Source organism: Secundilactobacillus similis DSM 23365 = JCM 2765 (assembly GCF_001311075.1).
GTDB classification, from domain to species: Bacteria; Bacillota; Bacilli; order Lactobacillales; family Lactobacillaceae; genus Secundilactobacillus; species Secundilactobacillus similis.
Map to the genome: position 1 here is coordinate 1 of NZ_BBAD01000029.1, position 14544 is coordinate 14544.

Sequence of the window (14544 nt, forward strand, 5' to 3'; positions counted from 1 at the left end):
GACTTTAGTGTTTGTCGACTCAACGTCAGTCGTTGTAATACTGTCGCAAGCTGTTCAGCTAAGCACTTGAGATGATCTGCAATAGTGCCGAATTGCGCAATGCGAGATGCAGGTAGGCGACTAGGTGGATGCTGTATCGCGATAATTGGTGGTTGTTGACGAACTTCCAACAACCGCCAATTATCGGGGACAAATTGAAGACTTGCACGGTTTTTGGCGAGGCTTCAATTTGAGGACTGAGACCGCCCTTTGGCTCAGGCCGGCCCCACAGCAGGAACCTAGTCGCCTACCGGAATCGACAGTTCAAACCAATCACCGCACTTCACAAACTAAACCGCATTATGCTTACGCTGGACACGAACGACAGCAAGTCCCATCAATTGACACATGATACCGACTAGTCTAATCTATTAGAATTATGCAATCATTCCGATGATATAATTAGGGTAGAATAGGGCAAGAAAGCGGGGGACGGCTATGACGTTGATGATATCGACCAGCCTGTGGTTATTGGCGGCGGTCGTGAGTATTTTGGTGGCGCAGGTGGTGCCGCGGGTTTCGGCGAACTACGTGAGTTTAGTGATTGGGGCACTCATGTTTTTGATTCCCGTGATTCGGCAGCACGTGGTGGCGTTTGATTCAGAGGTGTTTATGGGGCTGATCGTGGCGCCGTTGCTCTTTTTTGAAGGACAGAGCACCCGAATGAACTTGGTTGGACGAAAGTTGCGCTATATTGTTCAATTGACGGTGAGCTTAGTCTTGATTGGACTGGCCGTCGTTGGCGTGAGTGTTTGGTGGCTGGGTGGCATTAGCTTACCGCTAGCGTTTATGCTGGTGGCAATTGGTGCGCCAACGGATGCGACGGCCACGCAGTCGGTGACTAACGGGTTAAAGATGCCTGCTTCAACTGGGACGCTGTTAAAACTAGAGTCATTATTCAATGATGCTTCAGGTATTATCCTATTAAACATGGCAGTGCTGTGGTACATCAACGGATACGTCAACGTTAAAGAAACGGCGGTGGATTTTTTAATCTCAGCCGGTGGTGGCGCAGTCCTTGGATTCGTTGCGGCGTGGGTGATCGTTTTGTGGCGCCAGCGGTTATTGCGAACGGCTTACAACGTGTTAAATGCGCAGGTGTTACTCTACATCGTCACGCCGTTTGTGCTCTATTACGTAGCGGAAGCGGTGCACGTTTCCGGCATCATTGCGGTGGTTTGTGCCGGGCTGGTGCATAACGCTGAGGCGCAACGAAGTCGGTTGATCAATTCGCCGCAGATTCACTTTAGTTTAGATTTAGTCACCATGATTACGGAAATCTTCAACAGTACGGTATTTGTGGTGCTGGGCTTTTTGTTCGTTCAAATCGTGACGAATCAGCGGTTGGTGGCGCATGCCGGTAACTGGGTGTTGATTGGGGTTATTTTGTATGTTGTTAGTGTAATCGTCCGGTATGGGTACGGGCGTTTGAGAATCCATCTTACTCGCCGATTGGCAACGATTTTTTCGTTAGGTGGCGTTCATGGTGCGGTGACTTTAGCGTTAGCCTATACAATTGCGGAGCGCCACATTCAGCGGGGCGATTTTGATTTGATTCTGTTGTCGGCGAGTGTGTTGATTCTGTTAAGCATGATCGTGCCGACGATCGCGTTCCAATTTCTGTTAGAACCGGAACCAAGTAACCGGGATCTGGTCAGAGAAGTCGATGAAATTAAAGTGAAGATGGTACATCAAGCCATCGATGCGGTGCAATCGATGTACCTACCGGAGCGAGTGAAGCGTTCAGTTGTCTTTGATCTCATGACGCAAAAACAAAAGACCCGGACGAGAGATTTCGTCCACGCCTGGCTGGATGTCTCAAGCACCCGGAATTTACGGACGCTGAAAAGGAACTGGAAATGCGGGCGTTCATCAACGCGTTCAAGCAGGAGCGGGAGTATCTGGACATGATCTCGCAGAGTGAAGCGAAGTATCAGCAGTGTGTGTATCAGCTCTATAATGAAGTCCTACTGGCAGAGTCGTTGGTGGTGGGGCCGAATGTGTTTGAGGAATAGAGAGTGGAACGAAGCGGTTAGAGATCGGAGCATAAGTCCCTCTTACCATAAGCCCGGTTTTGGGGGCTTGTGGTAAGAGGGGCTTATGTGCAGATCTCTGCTTCGTGGAACTCATTTCGGCGCAGTAGCCAGAACGCAGTGTCGCTGACAAACTTCAAAATAGAACCGATAAGCGAAAAGGCGATTCCAAGCGGCGCCGAAACCAAAGTAATCGGAAAGCACGTCGCCAGTAAGCAATTGGCAAGTATTGAACTACTGGTTTTGGGGGCTTGTGGCAAGAGGGGCTTATGTGCAGATCTCTGCTTCGTGTAGCGCATTTCGGCGCAGTAGCCAGAACGCAGTGTCGCTGACAGACTTCACAATAGGATCAAAAAGCAGAAAGGCAACTCCAAGCGGCGCCGGAACCAAAGTAATAGTAAAGCGCGTTGCCGCAAGCACACCGTAATAGCAAAGTTCCGGTTTTATGACTTGTAGCAGGAAGGGCTTACGTGCAAGTCTCATCCAACGTCCCTCAAATAACAATTCAAAAAACGGTTCACACGCCCAATCCGGTAGTGTGAACCGTTTTTGAATTGATAAGACTACACAATCCCCAAATCAATCATCGACTGCGCCGTCGCAATAATCGCGTCCTTCGCAGTCCCATGTTGCCAGCCCAGTAACGTTGTGGCTTTGGCGTCACTAGTTTCCGCATACTTGCCCGCAACGGAGGCAACCATGCGCATCATCGGATTGGCTTTAGCGGCGAGTTTCAGCACGGGCGTTGGCACGACCTTGGTGGGTAACTTTGGCGCGTAGCTGGAAACGCCTCGCGAAGAATGTTGGCAACGTCCAACATTGAGTAAGTTTCACCAGTAGTGGCTAAGAACCGTTCACCAGCAGCCTTTGGTGAAGTCATGGCGAGTAAATGCAGACTAGCAACATCACGCACGTCAACGTAGCCTGAATCAACTTCGGGCACGACCTTGGTTTTACCCGTCAACAGGTCCTGAATTTGGATGTTGGAGTGGGAGTAGTCGCTGGCGAGAACAGGTCCCATCACGGCAACCGGGTTAACGGTACTGAGTTCAAGCCCGCTATCATCTTGGGCGATGAAGTCCCAAGCTGCACGTTCGGAAAGCGTTTTGGATTTTTGGTAGGGGTGGATGCCCTTAGCGGAAAGATCTGACCAGTCGGCCTCAGTGTATGGAGTGGTCCGATGCTTGTGACCGGCAAAGATGGCGCCGTAAGCGGAGGTCAACACCACCCGTTTCAAATGCGCGGCGCTGGCTGCCCGTAGGACGTACAGCACACCGTTGATGGCGGGTTGAATCATTTCGTTTTCATCTTTAAAGTTCAAGGTTGGGGTCGGTGACGCCGGGTGGATCGCGTAGGTTGCGCCGGCCATGACTTGGTCCCAGTTGTCTTCGTGTGTTAAATCAGCTTCGACAAACGAAAGGTCACTGAAATCAGTTTGACCGCCGTTAGCCAGCATGGTTTTGATCAATTCAGTTTTGGCAAGTGAACGGACGGTGGTTCGAACTGCGTAGCCCTGTTGCAAGAGTTTGAGAATGATGTGACTGGCAATGAAGCCACTGCCACCGGTAACGACAACGAGTTGTTTTGACATGGATGATGCCTCCTGAATGAATTTTAATTAGTTACAAATGTAACGTTAGTGGAGTCATCATAATCGGTATTGAGCGAAGTATCAAGTGGAATTGGGGCATCTGTGACAGAACCGATGAAGTGATATGACAGCTTGTAATTCGGTATCAATGTGAATGACAGCAAAATAAGTAATTGAAATGAACAAGGATAATCATCGGTTTTAATGGCTAAGTAGAGTGACACTTGTAACACTGTGAGAAATCAGGTATAGTAGCTTCAATTAACACGCTACTTTAGGAGGAAAGCCACATGTCAGCAACCAAGCACGCTCAACAGTTAAAACAAGATTCACAGGATTACCTGACCACTGCGTTATTTCAGTTACTGGAGACTCACGACCTGCATGAGATTAAAATCACGGCGCTAGTGAAGCGGGCCGGCGTCAGTCGAATGGCGTTTTACCGCAACTATGAGTCTTTAGCTGATTTACTGCGGGCGTATTTTGAACCGAAAGTGACGGCATTATTTAACGATGTGATCTTACAGGTATCGCACGAAAAGAAGGCGGCGGATATGGCAGCCTTTTTCGAGGAATTTGAACACGCCCTGACACTGGCCGTTAACCGGCACTTTGAGGACATTATTCGTCAAATTTTTAACGAGAATATGGCCCGCTATTATCCGAAGACCGCAGTCTGGCAACAATTAACGCCTACTCAACAGACTTACTGGGTCGCCTTTATGAGTGACGGGGTGTATGCGATTTGGCGGCAGTGGTTTCTAGACGGCCGGCAAGCCCCAATCGAAACGATTCACGGGCTAGTAGGGGCGTTCCAGCGCGCCACCGCCGTTGCGCTAACGGCCGGGGGACCAAGCCCGCTAGAGCTTAAAAACTGATGAGGATTCGTTCAAAATACCAGCGGGTGACCGGCTTTTGTGGCATAATATAGTTTCAAGGATTTTTAAAAACAGATCAAAGAAGGCATTCGAGCGATGAACAACAATCCAATCGGGGTGTTTGACTCAGGTGTCGGCGGCATCAGCACGCTGAACGAGTTAACGAAGCAGTTCCCCAATGAACGGTTTATTTTCTATGGTGACACAAAGAATGCGCCCTACGGCAGTAAAACGCCGGATGAGGTTTTTCAGTGCACCCAGCGCGTCATGGACGAGCTATTGGCACAACACGTTAAGGCGGTTGTGATTGCTTGTAACACAGCAACCAGCGCAGCCAAGCCACGGTTGATGCAGGCTTATCCGGAGACCCCAATAGTCGGGATCGAACCAGCGCTAAAGGAGGCCATTGATGATGGCAGCCACAATATTTTGGTGATGGGCACACAGTTAACGGTTCACTTGCCAAAGTTTCAAACGATGATGGCCAAGTACCAAAGTGACCACAACATTTACGCCGTGCCGTGTCCCGGTTTAGCGGACTACGTTGAGCGGGATGACCGATCCGGCAGCGTTGAACGAGTTGCTGACGACGTTATTGGCACCGTACTTGGATAAGCCAATCGACGGGATCGTGTTAGGCTGCACCCACTATCCATTTGTGCGGGATGCGATTAGCGCGCTGTTTAAGCCGGGAATTCCGGTTCACACTGGGTTTGAAGGGGTTGCGAAACAACTTCGCCACGTGTTAGTTGAACATGATGGCTTGACGGCTGCCACTACGCCGGGTGATGTGACTTGGATGAGTAGTGAACCTGATGCAGTTGATTATTATCAAAGTTTGTATGACATGTTGAAAAAGTAAGTAAGAAAAGGACACCCAAATCGCTTGAAATAGTGATTTAGGCGTCCTTTTTATTAAACATATTATTCTGTACCGATGACGGTAAAGTAAGGTGTTCCGCCAAGATGATAAATACTAGCCACGGCTTTTTTACCACCGTAGGCATCATCGTTGTACTGGTATGGCGTATGCATGTTGGTGAGGGCTAAGCGGTATTTATAGTTACCCGACCGGCGAACTTGTTGATCGTTCATGCCAGCTAAATGCTTAGCGTAATAGAGATAAACGGTGTTATTGCGCTTGATCGTATGCGTGATTTTAGCCGATGAGGTTGGCTTGGTGTCGTAGTGGGATTCCAGCGTGCCCCAAAACGAGCCGTATTTTTTAGGATCATTGTTATAGGTTTCAATGTAGCCATCCGAAGTGAGCTTAACGGCGTCCACGTTTCGGTTCAGCGTCTTGATGCTCCCCAGACCGCCGGTGTACAGTGTGCCACTACCGTATGGCAGCGCGTAAGCGGGTCGGTGGATCTGAACGACCTGTTTCGGTGATAATTTAAATGAGACTGCGCCGAAGCCGTAGACGTGCTTGTTGACGAGTCGGGACTTTAAATGATAGCTGATGTTTGGCGTCATATAGCCTGTTGTATAGGCATCCTTTTGCGAGGCGGCCCCATGATGATACCGTTGCGCGCCAATGATCGTGCCCTTTGCCAGTTTCAGCGTTTTATTAATGGCATGAGAATTAGTCACGGCTGAGTAGGTCACGTTGACCTTAGTTGCGTGTTTGAGCCGATACCAGTTCGTCGCAAAGCCGCCGTCGTTAGCGCCGTACGTGTAGACGTCGATTTTGGTCCGTTTTGGTTGGCTTGAATTCGCCTGACCGGTTGATGTTGTTAGACCAATGCCGACCAGGGTGAGACTTGCGAGTACGATGGTGGTTAGTTTAGACACGGTAATTCCTCCCCTTTAAACACCATTATATCATGGGAAATGGTGAGAAAATATTACACTTTATTGGCGTCGTCGGCAAGGAAAGTGATGAGGGACAGTGAATTTAGCTTGCCAAAAATGAGAAAATGGGGTAATTTAGACGGATAGCACCCTACATATACACATCTAATTTTAATCTTATTTTTTCGGAGGTTTTTCATATGAGCAACGAAACGGCACCTTTGGGGTTGGAACCCATTACCCAATACTTATCGCATCACAATAATGATTACCACAACATGGTTGTTGGTAATTTAATTAGCATCGCCAATGTGACCGGGGTCACGATGGAACAACTTATTAATGAGTTTGATACTCAGCGGGCCCAGTTACGAAAGCTGGCAGACATTGATGTGACCGAATTTGACGGCTTCCACTCAATGGCCTACGATGCCGGGTCAAACAGCTTGATCAAGGTGGCTTTTGGTGATAATCAAAATAACCGCCAGCCGAACTTCTTTGGCATGCTGAATCTGGCGCATGAAGAATACGAACGGGCGGCGAATGCGGATGGTGAACCCAACGCAGTTTTTGAAGCTAATCATGGCGATTTGTCGATTAAAATCACCGCTGATGGGGTTACCGTAACTGGTGGCGATGAAACGTTACAGAATTACGTGACCGCCGTAGTGACGACAGGGTACACGGCTTAATTGAATTGGAATAATTGTGCGAGTTCGAGACTTTCCAGTGCGGAATGGGCTTGAGCTCGCTTTTTTGTGGTGGTTGCCCCCCATTTAGAGACAACGTTGAAATACGAGGTGAAGGGTTAAAAATGGCCCAGTATGAATTTCAGCGTTGTTTATGACCAACCACTTATTCAATATCTAAGTTCACAACATATGCCAAAACCCCGTAAAAACACCCCTAAAAGTATGCTATTGCAGCTCTCAGAACCCACTTGTATACTGATGGTGAGAAACAGATGAGATTAGCATGAGTTCGGTTAGCGGTACAAGACCATTAAAGGAGGGCGTTCGTTTTGGGCAAAACACTATTTGATAAACTTTGGGATCGGCACGTGGTGGCCGGTGAACCGGGGGAACCACAGTTGATTTACGTTGACTTGCAGATGTTGCATGAAGTCACCTCACCACAGGCCTTTGAAGGGTTACGGCAAAATCATCGAACAGTTCGTCACCCGGAAAAGAACTTTGCTACGTTGGATCATAACGTCCCAACTGAGGATATTTTTAACATTCAAGACGCAATTCGCGAAAACAAATTGAAACGTTGGAAGCTAACGTCAAGGAATTTGGAATTCACCTCTGTGACTTAGGCGATAAGGAACAGGGCATCGTTCACGTGATTGGCCCGGAATTAGGACTGACGAACCCCGGCATGGTGATTGTTTGTGGTGATTCACATACCGCGACTCACGGGGCATTTGGCGCGATGGCCTTCGGAATTGGGACCAGTGAAGTGGAGCACGTGCTGGCGACGCAGACGATTTGGCAAACTAAGCCGAAAAATATGGGCGTTCACGTTCATGGCAAGTTACCAAAGGGCGTTTACGCTAAGGACGTTATTCTTGGGTTGATTGCCCGCGAAGGGGTGGCCTTTGGGAATGGTTATTCCGTTGAGTATTACGGTGAAACCATCGAAGGCTTAACGATGGAAGAACGGATGAGCATCTGTAACATGACGATCGAAGGTGGCGCTAAATACGGTTGTATCAAACCCGACCAAACAACTTTCGATTACATTAAAGGCCGTAAGTATGCGCCAGAAGATTACGAAACGGCCGTGGCGGATTGGAAGATGCTATATACTGACAGTCCTGACGATTTTGATAAAATTATCGACTTTGACGTTAGTGACTTGGCACCACAGGTTTCTTGGGGCACTAATCCGGGCATGACTGTGGGTGTCACAACGCCGTTCCCTGAAATCAAGGATGAGGACGATCGAAAGGCCTATGACTACATCGGCTTAAAACCCGGCCAAACCGCGCAAGATATTCCAGTAACTTATGCTTTCTTTGGGTCATGTACGAATGGCCGGTTATCTGATTTGAAGGCTGCCGCCAAGGTAATGAAGGCCACCACATTGATCCGAAAGTGACCGCTTGGGTGGTACCGGGGTCGCGGCAGGTTAAGCTTGCTGCTGAAGAGCTGGGATTGGACAAAATCTTTACCGATGCGGGTTGCGAATGGCGCGAGCCTGGTTGTTCAGCCTGTTTAGCCATGAATCCCGATAAGATTCCAGCGGGTGAGCACTGTGCCTCGACTACTAACCGGAACTTTGAAGGTCGGCAAGGGTTGGTGCGCGGACGCATTTAGCCAGTCCTGCCATGGTTGCTTATGCGGCCTTAAACGGACACTTCATCGACATCAGAAAGGTGGCAGAATCATGAGCGCAATTGAAACGGTTGTGAGTCAGTTAGTCCCAATCATGGCGGATAATATTGCAACGGGTGAGCTCGTGTCACGGGATGTGTTAAAGGAAACCGATAAAGCGAGTTACGCGGATATGCTGTTCTATGGTCAACGCTACCTCGCTTCTGGCGCGAAAAATCCGACCTTTCCGTTAAATGATCCAGCTCGTCAAACGGCTAAAATTTTAGTCACTGGACGTAACTTTGGCTGTGGGTCATCGTGGGAACACGCTGCTTGGGCGTTGCGAGATTATGGATTTCAAGTGGTGATTGCGAAAAGTTTTAGCGATATTTTCTACATGAATGCCATTAAGAACGGCATTTTGCCCGTCACTTTAACCGATGAACAATGTGACTGGTTGGCCGCGTTACCAGTAACGGCCGAGGTCACGGTCGATTTGCCGAGTCAGACCGTTCAAGCTCAGGACCGGGTGTTTCAGTTTGAGATTCTTGATCAGCGGAAACAGCGGTTGACTCAAGGGTTGACGGATATTGATATTACCGACGGCTTTGCGGATGACATTGCGGCGTTTGAACGAAAAATGAAATAGCGGTTTGAAGTCCAGCTTGTGAAGTGCGGTAATTTGCGTAAACTGCCGATTCCGGTAGCCGGCCAGGTTCCTGCTGTGGGGCCGGCCTGAGCCGAAGGGCGGTCTCAGCCCTCGAATTGAAGCCTCGCCCAAAACCATGCGACTCTTCAATTCGTCCCCGATAATTGGTGGTTGTCGGAAAAACGCCAACAACCACCAATTATCGCGACACAGCATACACCTGACCGGCTACCTCCATCTCACATTGCGCAGTTCGGTACTATCGCAGAGCATCTCAAGTGCTTAACTGCATGGCTTGCTGCAGTATTTCAACGACTATCGTTGATTCATTGTGGTTACTGAACATTGACCACAATCGTAACCAAAAAGCCATCACGATTAAATCGAATCGTGATGGCTTTGCTAGTTAATCAGAATTAACGTCGTCGTAGCAACCGGAAGTATTTTCGTAAATCTAACGTTAGACACATGACCGCAACGATGACCAGTAGGCTACCCGTGGCATCGAAGCCGGTAAAGGGAATACCGAGTAATAGTACGGAAAAGAGGGTGGCAGAGAGTGGTTCGAAGGCGTTGAGTAGGCTGGCGGTGGTTGGTTGAATGTAGCTGAAGCTGATGTTGTACAACGCTAATGCCAGAACGGTGCCAACGAGTACGATTGCCAGTACCAGTAAGACAATTGGTAAAGTCAGTGGTGGTCGCGATTGGCGCCACATGGGATGAGCCAAGTTAAGCACTGTACCGGCAATCAGTAACGCCCAACCGGTACAGTTGAGGACCCCGTATTTAGGTAAAATTGGGCGGGGTAACAGGGTGTTCGTCGCGGTGCCTAAAGCTGCCATCAAGCCCCAGAATAAAACGGCTGGAGAAATTGAGAGACTTTGAAATTGACCGTGGGTAACGATGAGGCAACGCCAATGAAGGCGAGGATCATCCCAACGACTTCGCTCCGCCGAGGTAATTGCCGATAGCGGAGAATGTAGTAGGCAACGATTGCGAACGGGCCTAAATACTGCAAGATAGTTGCGATGGACGCGTTGCCGGCTTGAACTGCTAAAAAGTAACAGAATTGAACCGGAATCGTACCAAACAAGCCGTAGATGATGACTTGTCTGGCGCTATGCCAGTGCTGCCAAATCGCGAATGGGTGCTGCCGCGTAAAGCCACTGATAAGCAGCAAGATGAGCCCAGCACTGACCATCCGAACTTGACTCAGCCAAAGGGCGTCAAAGAGTGGATAGTAGCGAAATAGGGTGCTGGCGGCCACTCCAGAAAGGCCGAATGCGATTCCGGAAACGATGGCAAAGGTAACACCAAGCCAGGTCCGGTGAGATTGAGCGGATGTCATGGGTAACGGTACTTCCTTTTATATTATGTATGGTATAAAAAACAACAATGCATCCATTGTAGCATGTGCATCAGTCAGATGTTGCCATTTTTGAGAATCAAATTGGTAAATGTCAAATACTGACGCTTGTGAAAACGACTTTCGGTGGGAAGTGAGTTGTGGGTTGGTTAAAGTTAGTGATGGAATGGCGACAACGATAAGTGGAATTAAAACGGTTTCAATTTAAATAAAAACCAACCGGCAATAAGTGTTGATTTCTAGGGAAAGTCAAGGTACACTAATGGCAAGTAACGGAATCGTTATTTTTTAGAATTATTAAAAATAGATTGAATTAACAACCCATTTGTTGCAAAATAAAGTTAGTATAATTCTGGTGACAGAGGATACTGATTTTTTCACAAAGTACTGGTTTTGGGGAAATTGGTACGGTTCGTGATTAGCGTGACGGGACATGGTTGTTAACGTAGATTGGTTTTTGGTAATTCTGATTAGACGGAGGTAACAACGATGACCCATATAATTGACATGACTGGACGTCAATTTGGGCGCTTGACCGTTATCGAGCGAGCTGGTCGTCGGCCTAATGGCAATGCCACGTGGCGGTGTCAATGTACGTGTGGCAATACCTGCGTGGTAGATGGTCACCGCTTGCGGGTTGGTGAAACGACAAGTTGTGGTTGTTTGCAACGTGAACAATCACGCCGAAATCTATTGGCCAATCCGGCAACTCGGAAGCGGATGGGTGATTATCACTTGTTAGCTAAAAAGTGGCACCCAACGACAACCGAGCTGAGGTCGAGCAACCAAAGTGGTATCACCGGAGTCAGTTTTGATAAGCGCCGTCAAAAGTGGATTGCCCACTTATACTACAAAGGTCGCTATGTCTTGAATGAGAGCTTCGAAGACAAAGCAGATGCGATTGCTGCAAGGCAAGCGGCAGAGCGGAAGTACCTTGCGTAGTGTGGTTAACGCCTTACTTACTTTACTGAAAAGGTTAAGTGTCACGAAAAATGAAGCCATCAAAACTTCTTGAGCGAGGCGTTTTGATGGCTTTGTTTTTTGTGGCTTTTTGAGTTGAGTGGGGAATGTGTGCGGTTGCCGCTTGGTTTGATATTGTATTTTTCGATAATTGAGTGGTACTGGCGACGAGCACTACTATTACGTTATTTTCGGCTCGGTAGTAACTGGACTGGTTCCGCGTATCGGATACGTTTGTGAGGTCTTCTTAGTGAACATCTTTCTGGCTACCACGCCAAAACGCGTTAAAACAAGCTGAGAGTTATGTATAAGGAAAGCCCCGCAAAATTACCCAAAAACCAGGTAATTTCGCGGGGCTTTCCTTATACGCCACTCTCAAAGCGCTTGTTTTAACGCTCTACAGCAAATGAATATGATTCTCCTCACACTGATCAATCATCTCTTGTGGCCAAAGCGATGCTTGCACTTCGCCCACGTGGGCCTTGCCCAACAACAGCATGCAGAGCCGTGATTGGCCGATCCCGCCACCGATGGTGAATGGCACTTCGCCGTTCAAGACCATTTGGTGGTATGGGTATTGGAGCCGGTCTTCGGCGTCAGCTAACTTGAGTTGGCGCTTCAAGCGTCGGCGTCGACCCGGATGCCCATGCTGGAGATTTCGATGGATTGGTTTAATGGTTCGTACCAGAATAAGATATCACCGTTTAATGACCAATCATCGTAGTCAGGGGCGCGGCCATCGTGGCGTTTGCCACTCTTCATGGCGCCACCGATCTTCATTAAGAAGACACAACCGAGTTCCTTGGTGATTGCATTTTCGCGTTCCTTTGGTGTTAAATCAGGGAAGCGGTCTTCCAATTCCTGAGTTGTCACAAAGTGAATTTCGTCAGGTAAGTGGTGCACTGATTGTGGGAACTTATACCAAACTTCGTGTTCCATGTGCTTGATCACTTTGAAGATTTGACGAACGGTGTCCTTCAAGGTATCCAGATTTCGTTCATCGCGACTGATGACCTTCTCCCAGTCCCATTGATCCACGTAAGCGGAATGGTAGTTGTCCAGGTCTTCGTCTTTACGAATGGCGTTCATGTTGGTGTAAAGGCCTTCGTGCATGCCAAAGCCGTAACGCTTTAAAGCCACACGCTTCCACTTAGCCAATGAGTGAACGATTTCAATCGTGGCATCGCTTCGTCTTGCATGGTAAAGGAAACGGGTTGTTCAACCCCGTTCAGATTATCGTTTAAGCCGGTTGATTTTTCAACGAACATTGGCGCTGAAAGCCGGGAAAGGTTAAGTTGTTTGCCGAATTCATCTTGGAACGTCTCGCGGATGTAGCGGATGGCATCCTGGGTTTCCCGAACAGTCAATTTCGGGTTGTATGATTCTGGAATAATTAAATGCATCGTGTTGTGCTCCTTATTGCGAGTTGATTGGTTGTTACATGAGATTAATATTAACATTATATGAGAGATTCGGCTAGTTTATTACTAAGATAAGGTTAGAATTTAACAAATTCTCACGTGGCGATGTCTGATAGTTCGATAAATTCCGCATAAAAAAAGCCGGCTAAAGGTTGAAATAGCATTGTTTAGCGCCATCAAATACGGTATTCTAAAAGTAACATCATTTAGGTGCTAAACTAAATTTCAGTGGTCGATAAACCAGAAAGGAATTGGGAATGAACGCTGGTTGGATCAACGTTTCATTTTGGCTGTCATTAGTGACCAACCTCGTTGTTTTTAGCGGGGTGCTGTCGTTATTCTATTGGGTGCGCGGTGACATGACGAACGATTGGATTGCCCGCCACCGGCTTGCCATTGAATTAGGCATCAGTTTTACGTTTCACGCATACTTATTTATGGAGGCACTGACCAATACATATTTAGGGCCGCATGCGTTCGGGTTACACTGGACCTTTTTGAACTTGATCATCGTGGCCTGCTTACTGTTTAACATCGTGCTCCAATCACGGATTCAATTGGTATTTTCCATTGTGACCACGATTCTATACGTGGCGATGGCGTCAGCACACTATTCCGTCACGGGCGTCGCACTGACTGCGTTACTCGTTGCCATGCAGATTTGGTTTAACCGTTATGGTGACTGGGTGCGGCATGCACGGTGGTCGTATCATTTGGTGGCAATTGCGTATGCGGTTTGTTCGGTAGCCACCGTGTATACCATGTCACCGGCAACGCTTGATGGCTGGTTCTGGGTGCGCCAAATAGTCGCCTTTCTAATCGTGAATACCGCGATGGGTGAGTACGCCCTTGCGCTGAGACGGCGAAATGACCGCATCGATAATTACTACGATGAAGCGATCATGGATCCGTTGACTGGAATTAAAAACATGGGGACGTTTAACACGGATGTGCACCGGTTATATGACCGTTATCAGCGAACGGGCGCGCCTTATATCATGTACGAGTTGGACATCGATTATTTTAAGCACGTCAACGATACTTACGGGCATCCAGTTGGCAACGTCGTGCTTCAACGGGTCGCCGAAACGTTGCGAGAACTGGCGGACGATTTAGAAAACGAGGCCAGTGTTTACCGAATGGGCGGCGAAGAGTTTAGCTTAGTCGTTCAGGGTGAAGGCGCGGAAGGTAACATTGAATCGGCCAAGCGAATTGGGCGTGAAATCATGTCGCGAATCGACGCACTTCGGTTTGCGGCGGCCAACACTGAATTTGGCATCAACGTCTCGATTGGCTTGGAACGGGTCGTCCCGGAGGATAACAACTATCTGGACATCTATAATAAGGCGGATAAATATCTCTACTTGTCCAAGCAAAACGGGCGCGATGCGATTACCTTTGATGGTGATACGTTTGAACGGGTCCACTTTGGTGCCAACGTTGGGCGCTAATGCGCTAGTCAAATAAAAACGTTTCGAGTACGTTCCTCAAGAGT

Annotated in this window: 11 protein-coding genes and 4 pseudogenes; 9 read left to right on the plus strand and 6 right to left on the minus strand. The window is 48.3% G+C overall.

Going from position 1 to position 14544, the window contains the following annotated elements:
• The first annotated feature begins 477 nt into the window (after positions 1–477).
• Positions 478–2054, plus strand: a pseudogene (locus tag JCM2765_RS08065) (cation:proton antiporter).
• A 285-nt stretch (positions 2055–2339) separates the two neighbouring features.
• Here JCM2765_RS08065 and JCM2765_RS17135 read toward each other — a convergent pair.
• Together JCM2765_RS17135 and JCM2765_RS08075 are read right to left on the minus strand one after the other, a co-directional pair.
• Entirely contained in the window at positions 2340–2555 is a 216-nt protein-coding gene (locus tag JCM2765_RS17135) for a hypothetical protein (protein ID WP_156301730.1), read from the minus strand.
• Positions 2556–2635: 80 nt separating this feature from the next.
• Positions 2636–3663, minus strand: a pseudogene (locus JCM2765_RS08075) (SDR family oxidoreductase).
• Positions 3664–3953: 290 nt separating this feature from the next.
• On the opposite strand from JCM2765_RS08075, the gene JCM2765_RS08080 reads away from it, so the two are divergent.
• From JCM2765_RS08080 to JCM2765_RS08090, 3 genes are all read left to right on the plus strand, one after another.
• Complete coding sequence (locus tag JCM2765_RS08080; RefSeq protein ID WP_054735898.1) at positions 3954–4541, plus strand: TetR/AcrR family transcriptional regulator; 588 nt, start codon at positions 3954–3956, stop codon at positions 4539–4541.
• Between the two features lie 96 nt (positions 4542–4637).
• Positions 4638–5156, plus strand: a complete 519-nt coding sequence (locus JCM2765_RS08085; protein ID WP_054735900.1) for a glutamate racemase — start codon at positions 4638–4640, stop codon at positions 5154–5156.
• The gene (locus JCM2765_RS08090) at positions 5122–5403 is read left to right on the plus strand and encodes an aspartate/glutamate racemase family protein (protein ID WP_162231405.1); all 282 of its coding nucleotides are present in this window, start codon (positions 5122–5124) and stop codon (positions 5401–5403) included. The genes JCM2765_RS08085 and JCM2765_RS08090 overlap by 35 nt, the downstream gene beginning before the upstream one ends.
• 62 nt (positions 5404–5465) lie before the next feature.
• Here the strand turns inward: JCM2765_RS08090 and JCM2765_RS08095 are convergent, their stop codons facing one another.
• Positions 5466–6335 carry a hypothetical protein gene (locus JCM2765_RS08095; protein WP_054735904.1) on the minus strand — a complete coding sequence of 290 codons (870 nt, stop codon included), beginning with the start codon at positions 6333–6335 and terminating at the stop codon, positions 5466–5468.
• 200 nt (positions 6336–6535) lie between these two features.
• Here JCM2765_RS08095 and JCM2765_RS08100 point away from each other — a divergent pair, with 200 nt between their 5' ends.
• The 3 genes and pseudogenes from JCM2765_RS08100 to leuD all read left to right on the plus strand — a co-directional run bounded on the left by JCM2765_RS08100 (position 6536) and on the right by leuD (position 9302).
• Positions 6536–7027 (plus strand): hypothetical protein, encoded by a 492-nt coding sequence (locus tag JCM2765_RS08100; RefSeq protein ID WP_054735906.1) that lies wholly within the window; start codon positions 6536–6538, stop codon positions 7025–7027.
• A gap of 329 nt (positions 7028–7356) precedes the next feature.
• A pseudogene (leuC, locus tag JCM2765_RS08105) lies at positions 7357–8730 on the plus strand (3-isopropylmalate dehydratase large subunit).
• Entirely contained in the window at positions 8727–9302 is a 576-nt protein-coding gene (leuD, locus tag JCM2765_RS08110; protein ID WP_054735907.1) for a 3-isopropylmalate dehydratase small subunit, read from the plus strand. Before leuC ends, leuD begins: the two are co-directional and overlap by 4 nt.
• Before the next feature lie 416 nt (positions 9303–9718).
• Here leuD and JCM2765_RS18110 read toward each other — a convergent pair whose 3' ends face one another.
• Together JCM2765_RS18110 and JCM2765_RS18115 are read right to left on the minus strand one after the other, a co-directional pair.
• A complete protein-coding gene (locus JCM2765_RS18110) occupies positions 9719–10144 on the minus strand; it encodes an EamA family transporter (protein ID WP_225352035.1) in 426 nt (141 codons plus the stop codon).
• Complete coding sequence (locus JCM2765_RS18115) at positions 10144–10650, minus strand: DMT family transporter (protein ID WP_225352036.1); 507 nt, start codon at positions 10648–10650, stop codon at positions 10144–10146. Before JCM2765_RS18115 ends, JCM2765_RS18110 begins: the two co-directional genes overlap by 1 nt.
• A gap of 507 nt (positions 10651–11157) precedes the next feature.
• On the opposite strand from JCM2765_RS18115, the gene JCM2765_RS08120 reads away from it, so the two are divergent.
• The gene (locus JCM2765_RS08120) at positions 11158–11610 is read left to right on the plus strand and encodes a hypothetical protein (RefSeq protein WP_054735909.1); all 453 of its coding nucleotides are present in this window, start codon (positions 11158–11160) and stop codon (positions 11608–11610) included.
• 415 nt (positions 11611–12025) lie between these two features.
• Here JCM2765_RS08120 and asnA read toward each other — a convergent pair.
• Positions 12026–13031: pseudogene (gene asnA / locus JCM2765_RS08125) on the minus strand (aspartate--ammonia ligase).
• Positions 13032–13306: 275 nt separating this feature from the next.
• Here asnA and JCM2765_RS08130 point away from each other — a divergent pair.
• Positions 13307–14500, plus strand: a complete 1194-nt coding sequence (locus JCM2765_RS08130) for a GGDEF domain-containing protein (protein ID WP_054735910.1) — start codon at positions 13307–13309, stop codon at positions 14498–14500.
• Positions 14501–14544: the final 44 nt, after the last annotated feature.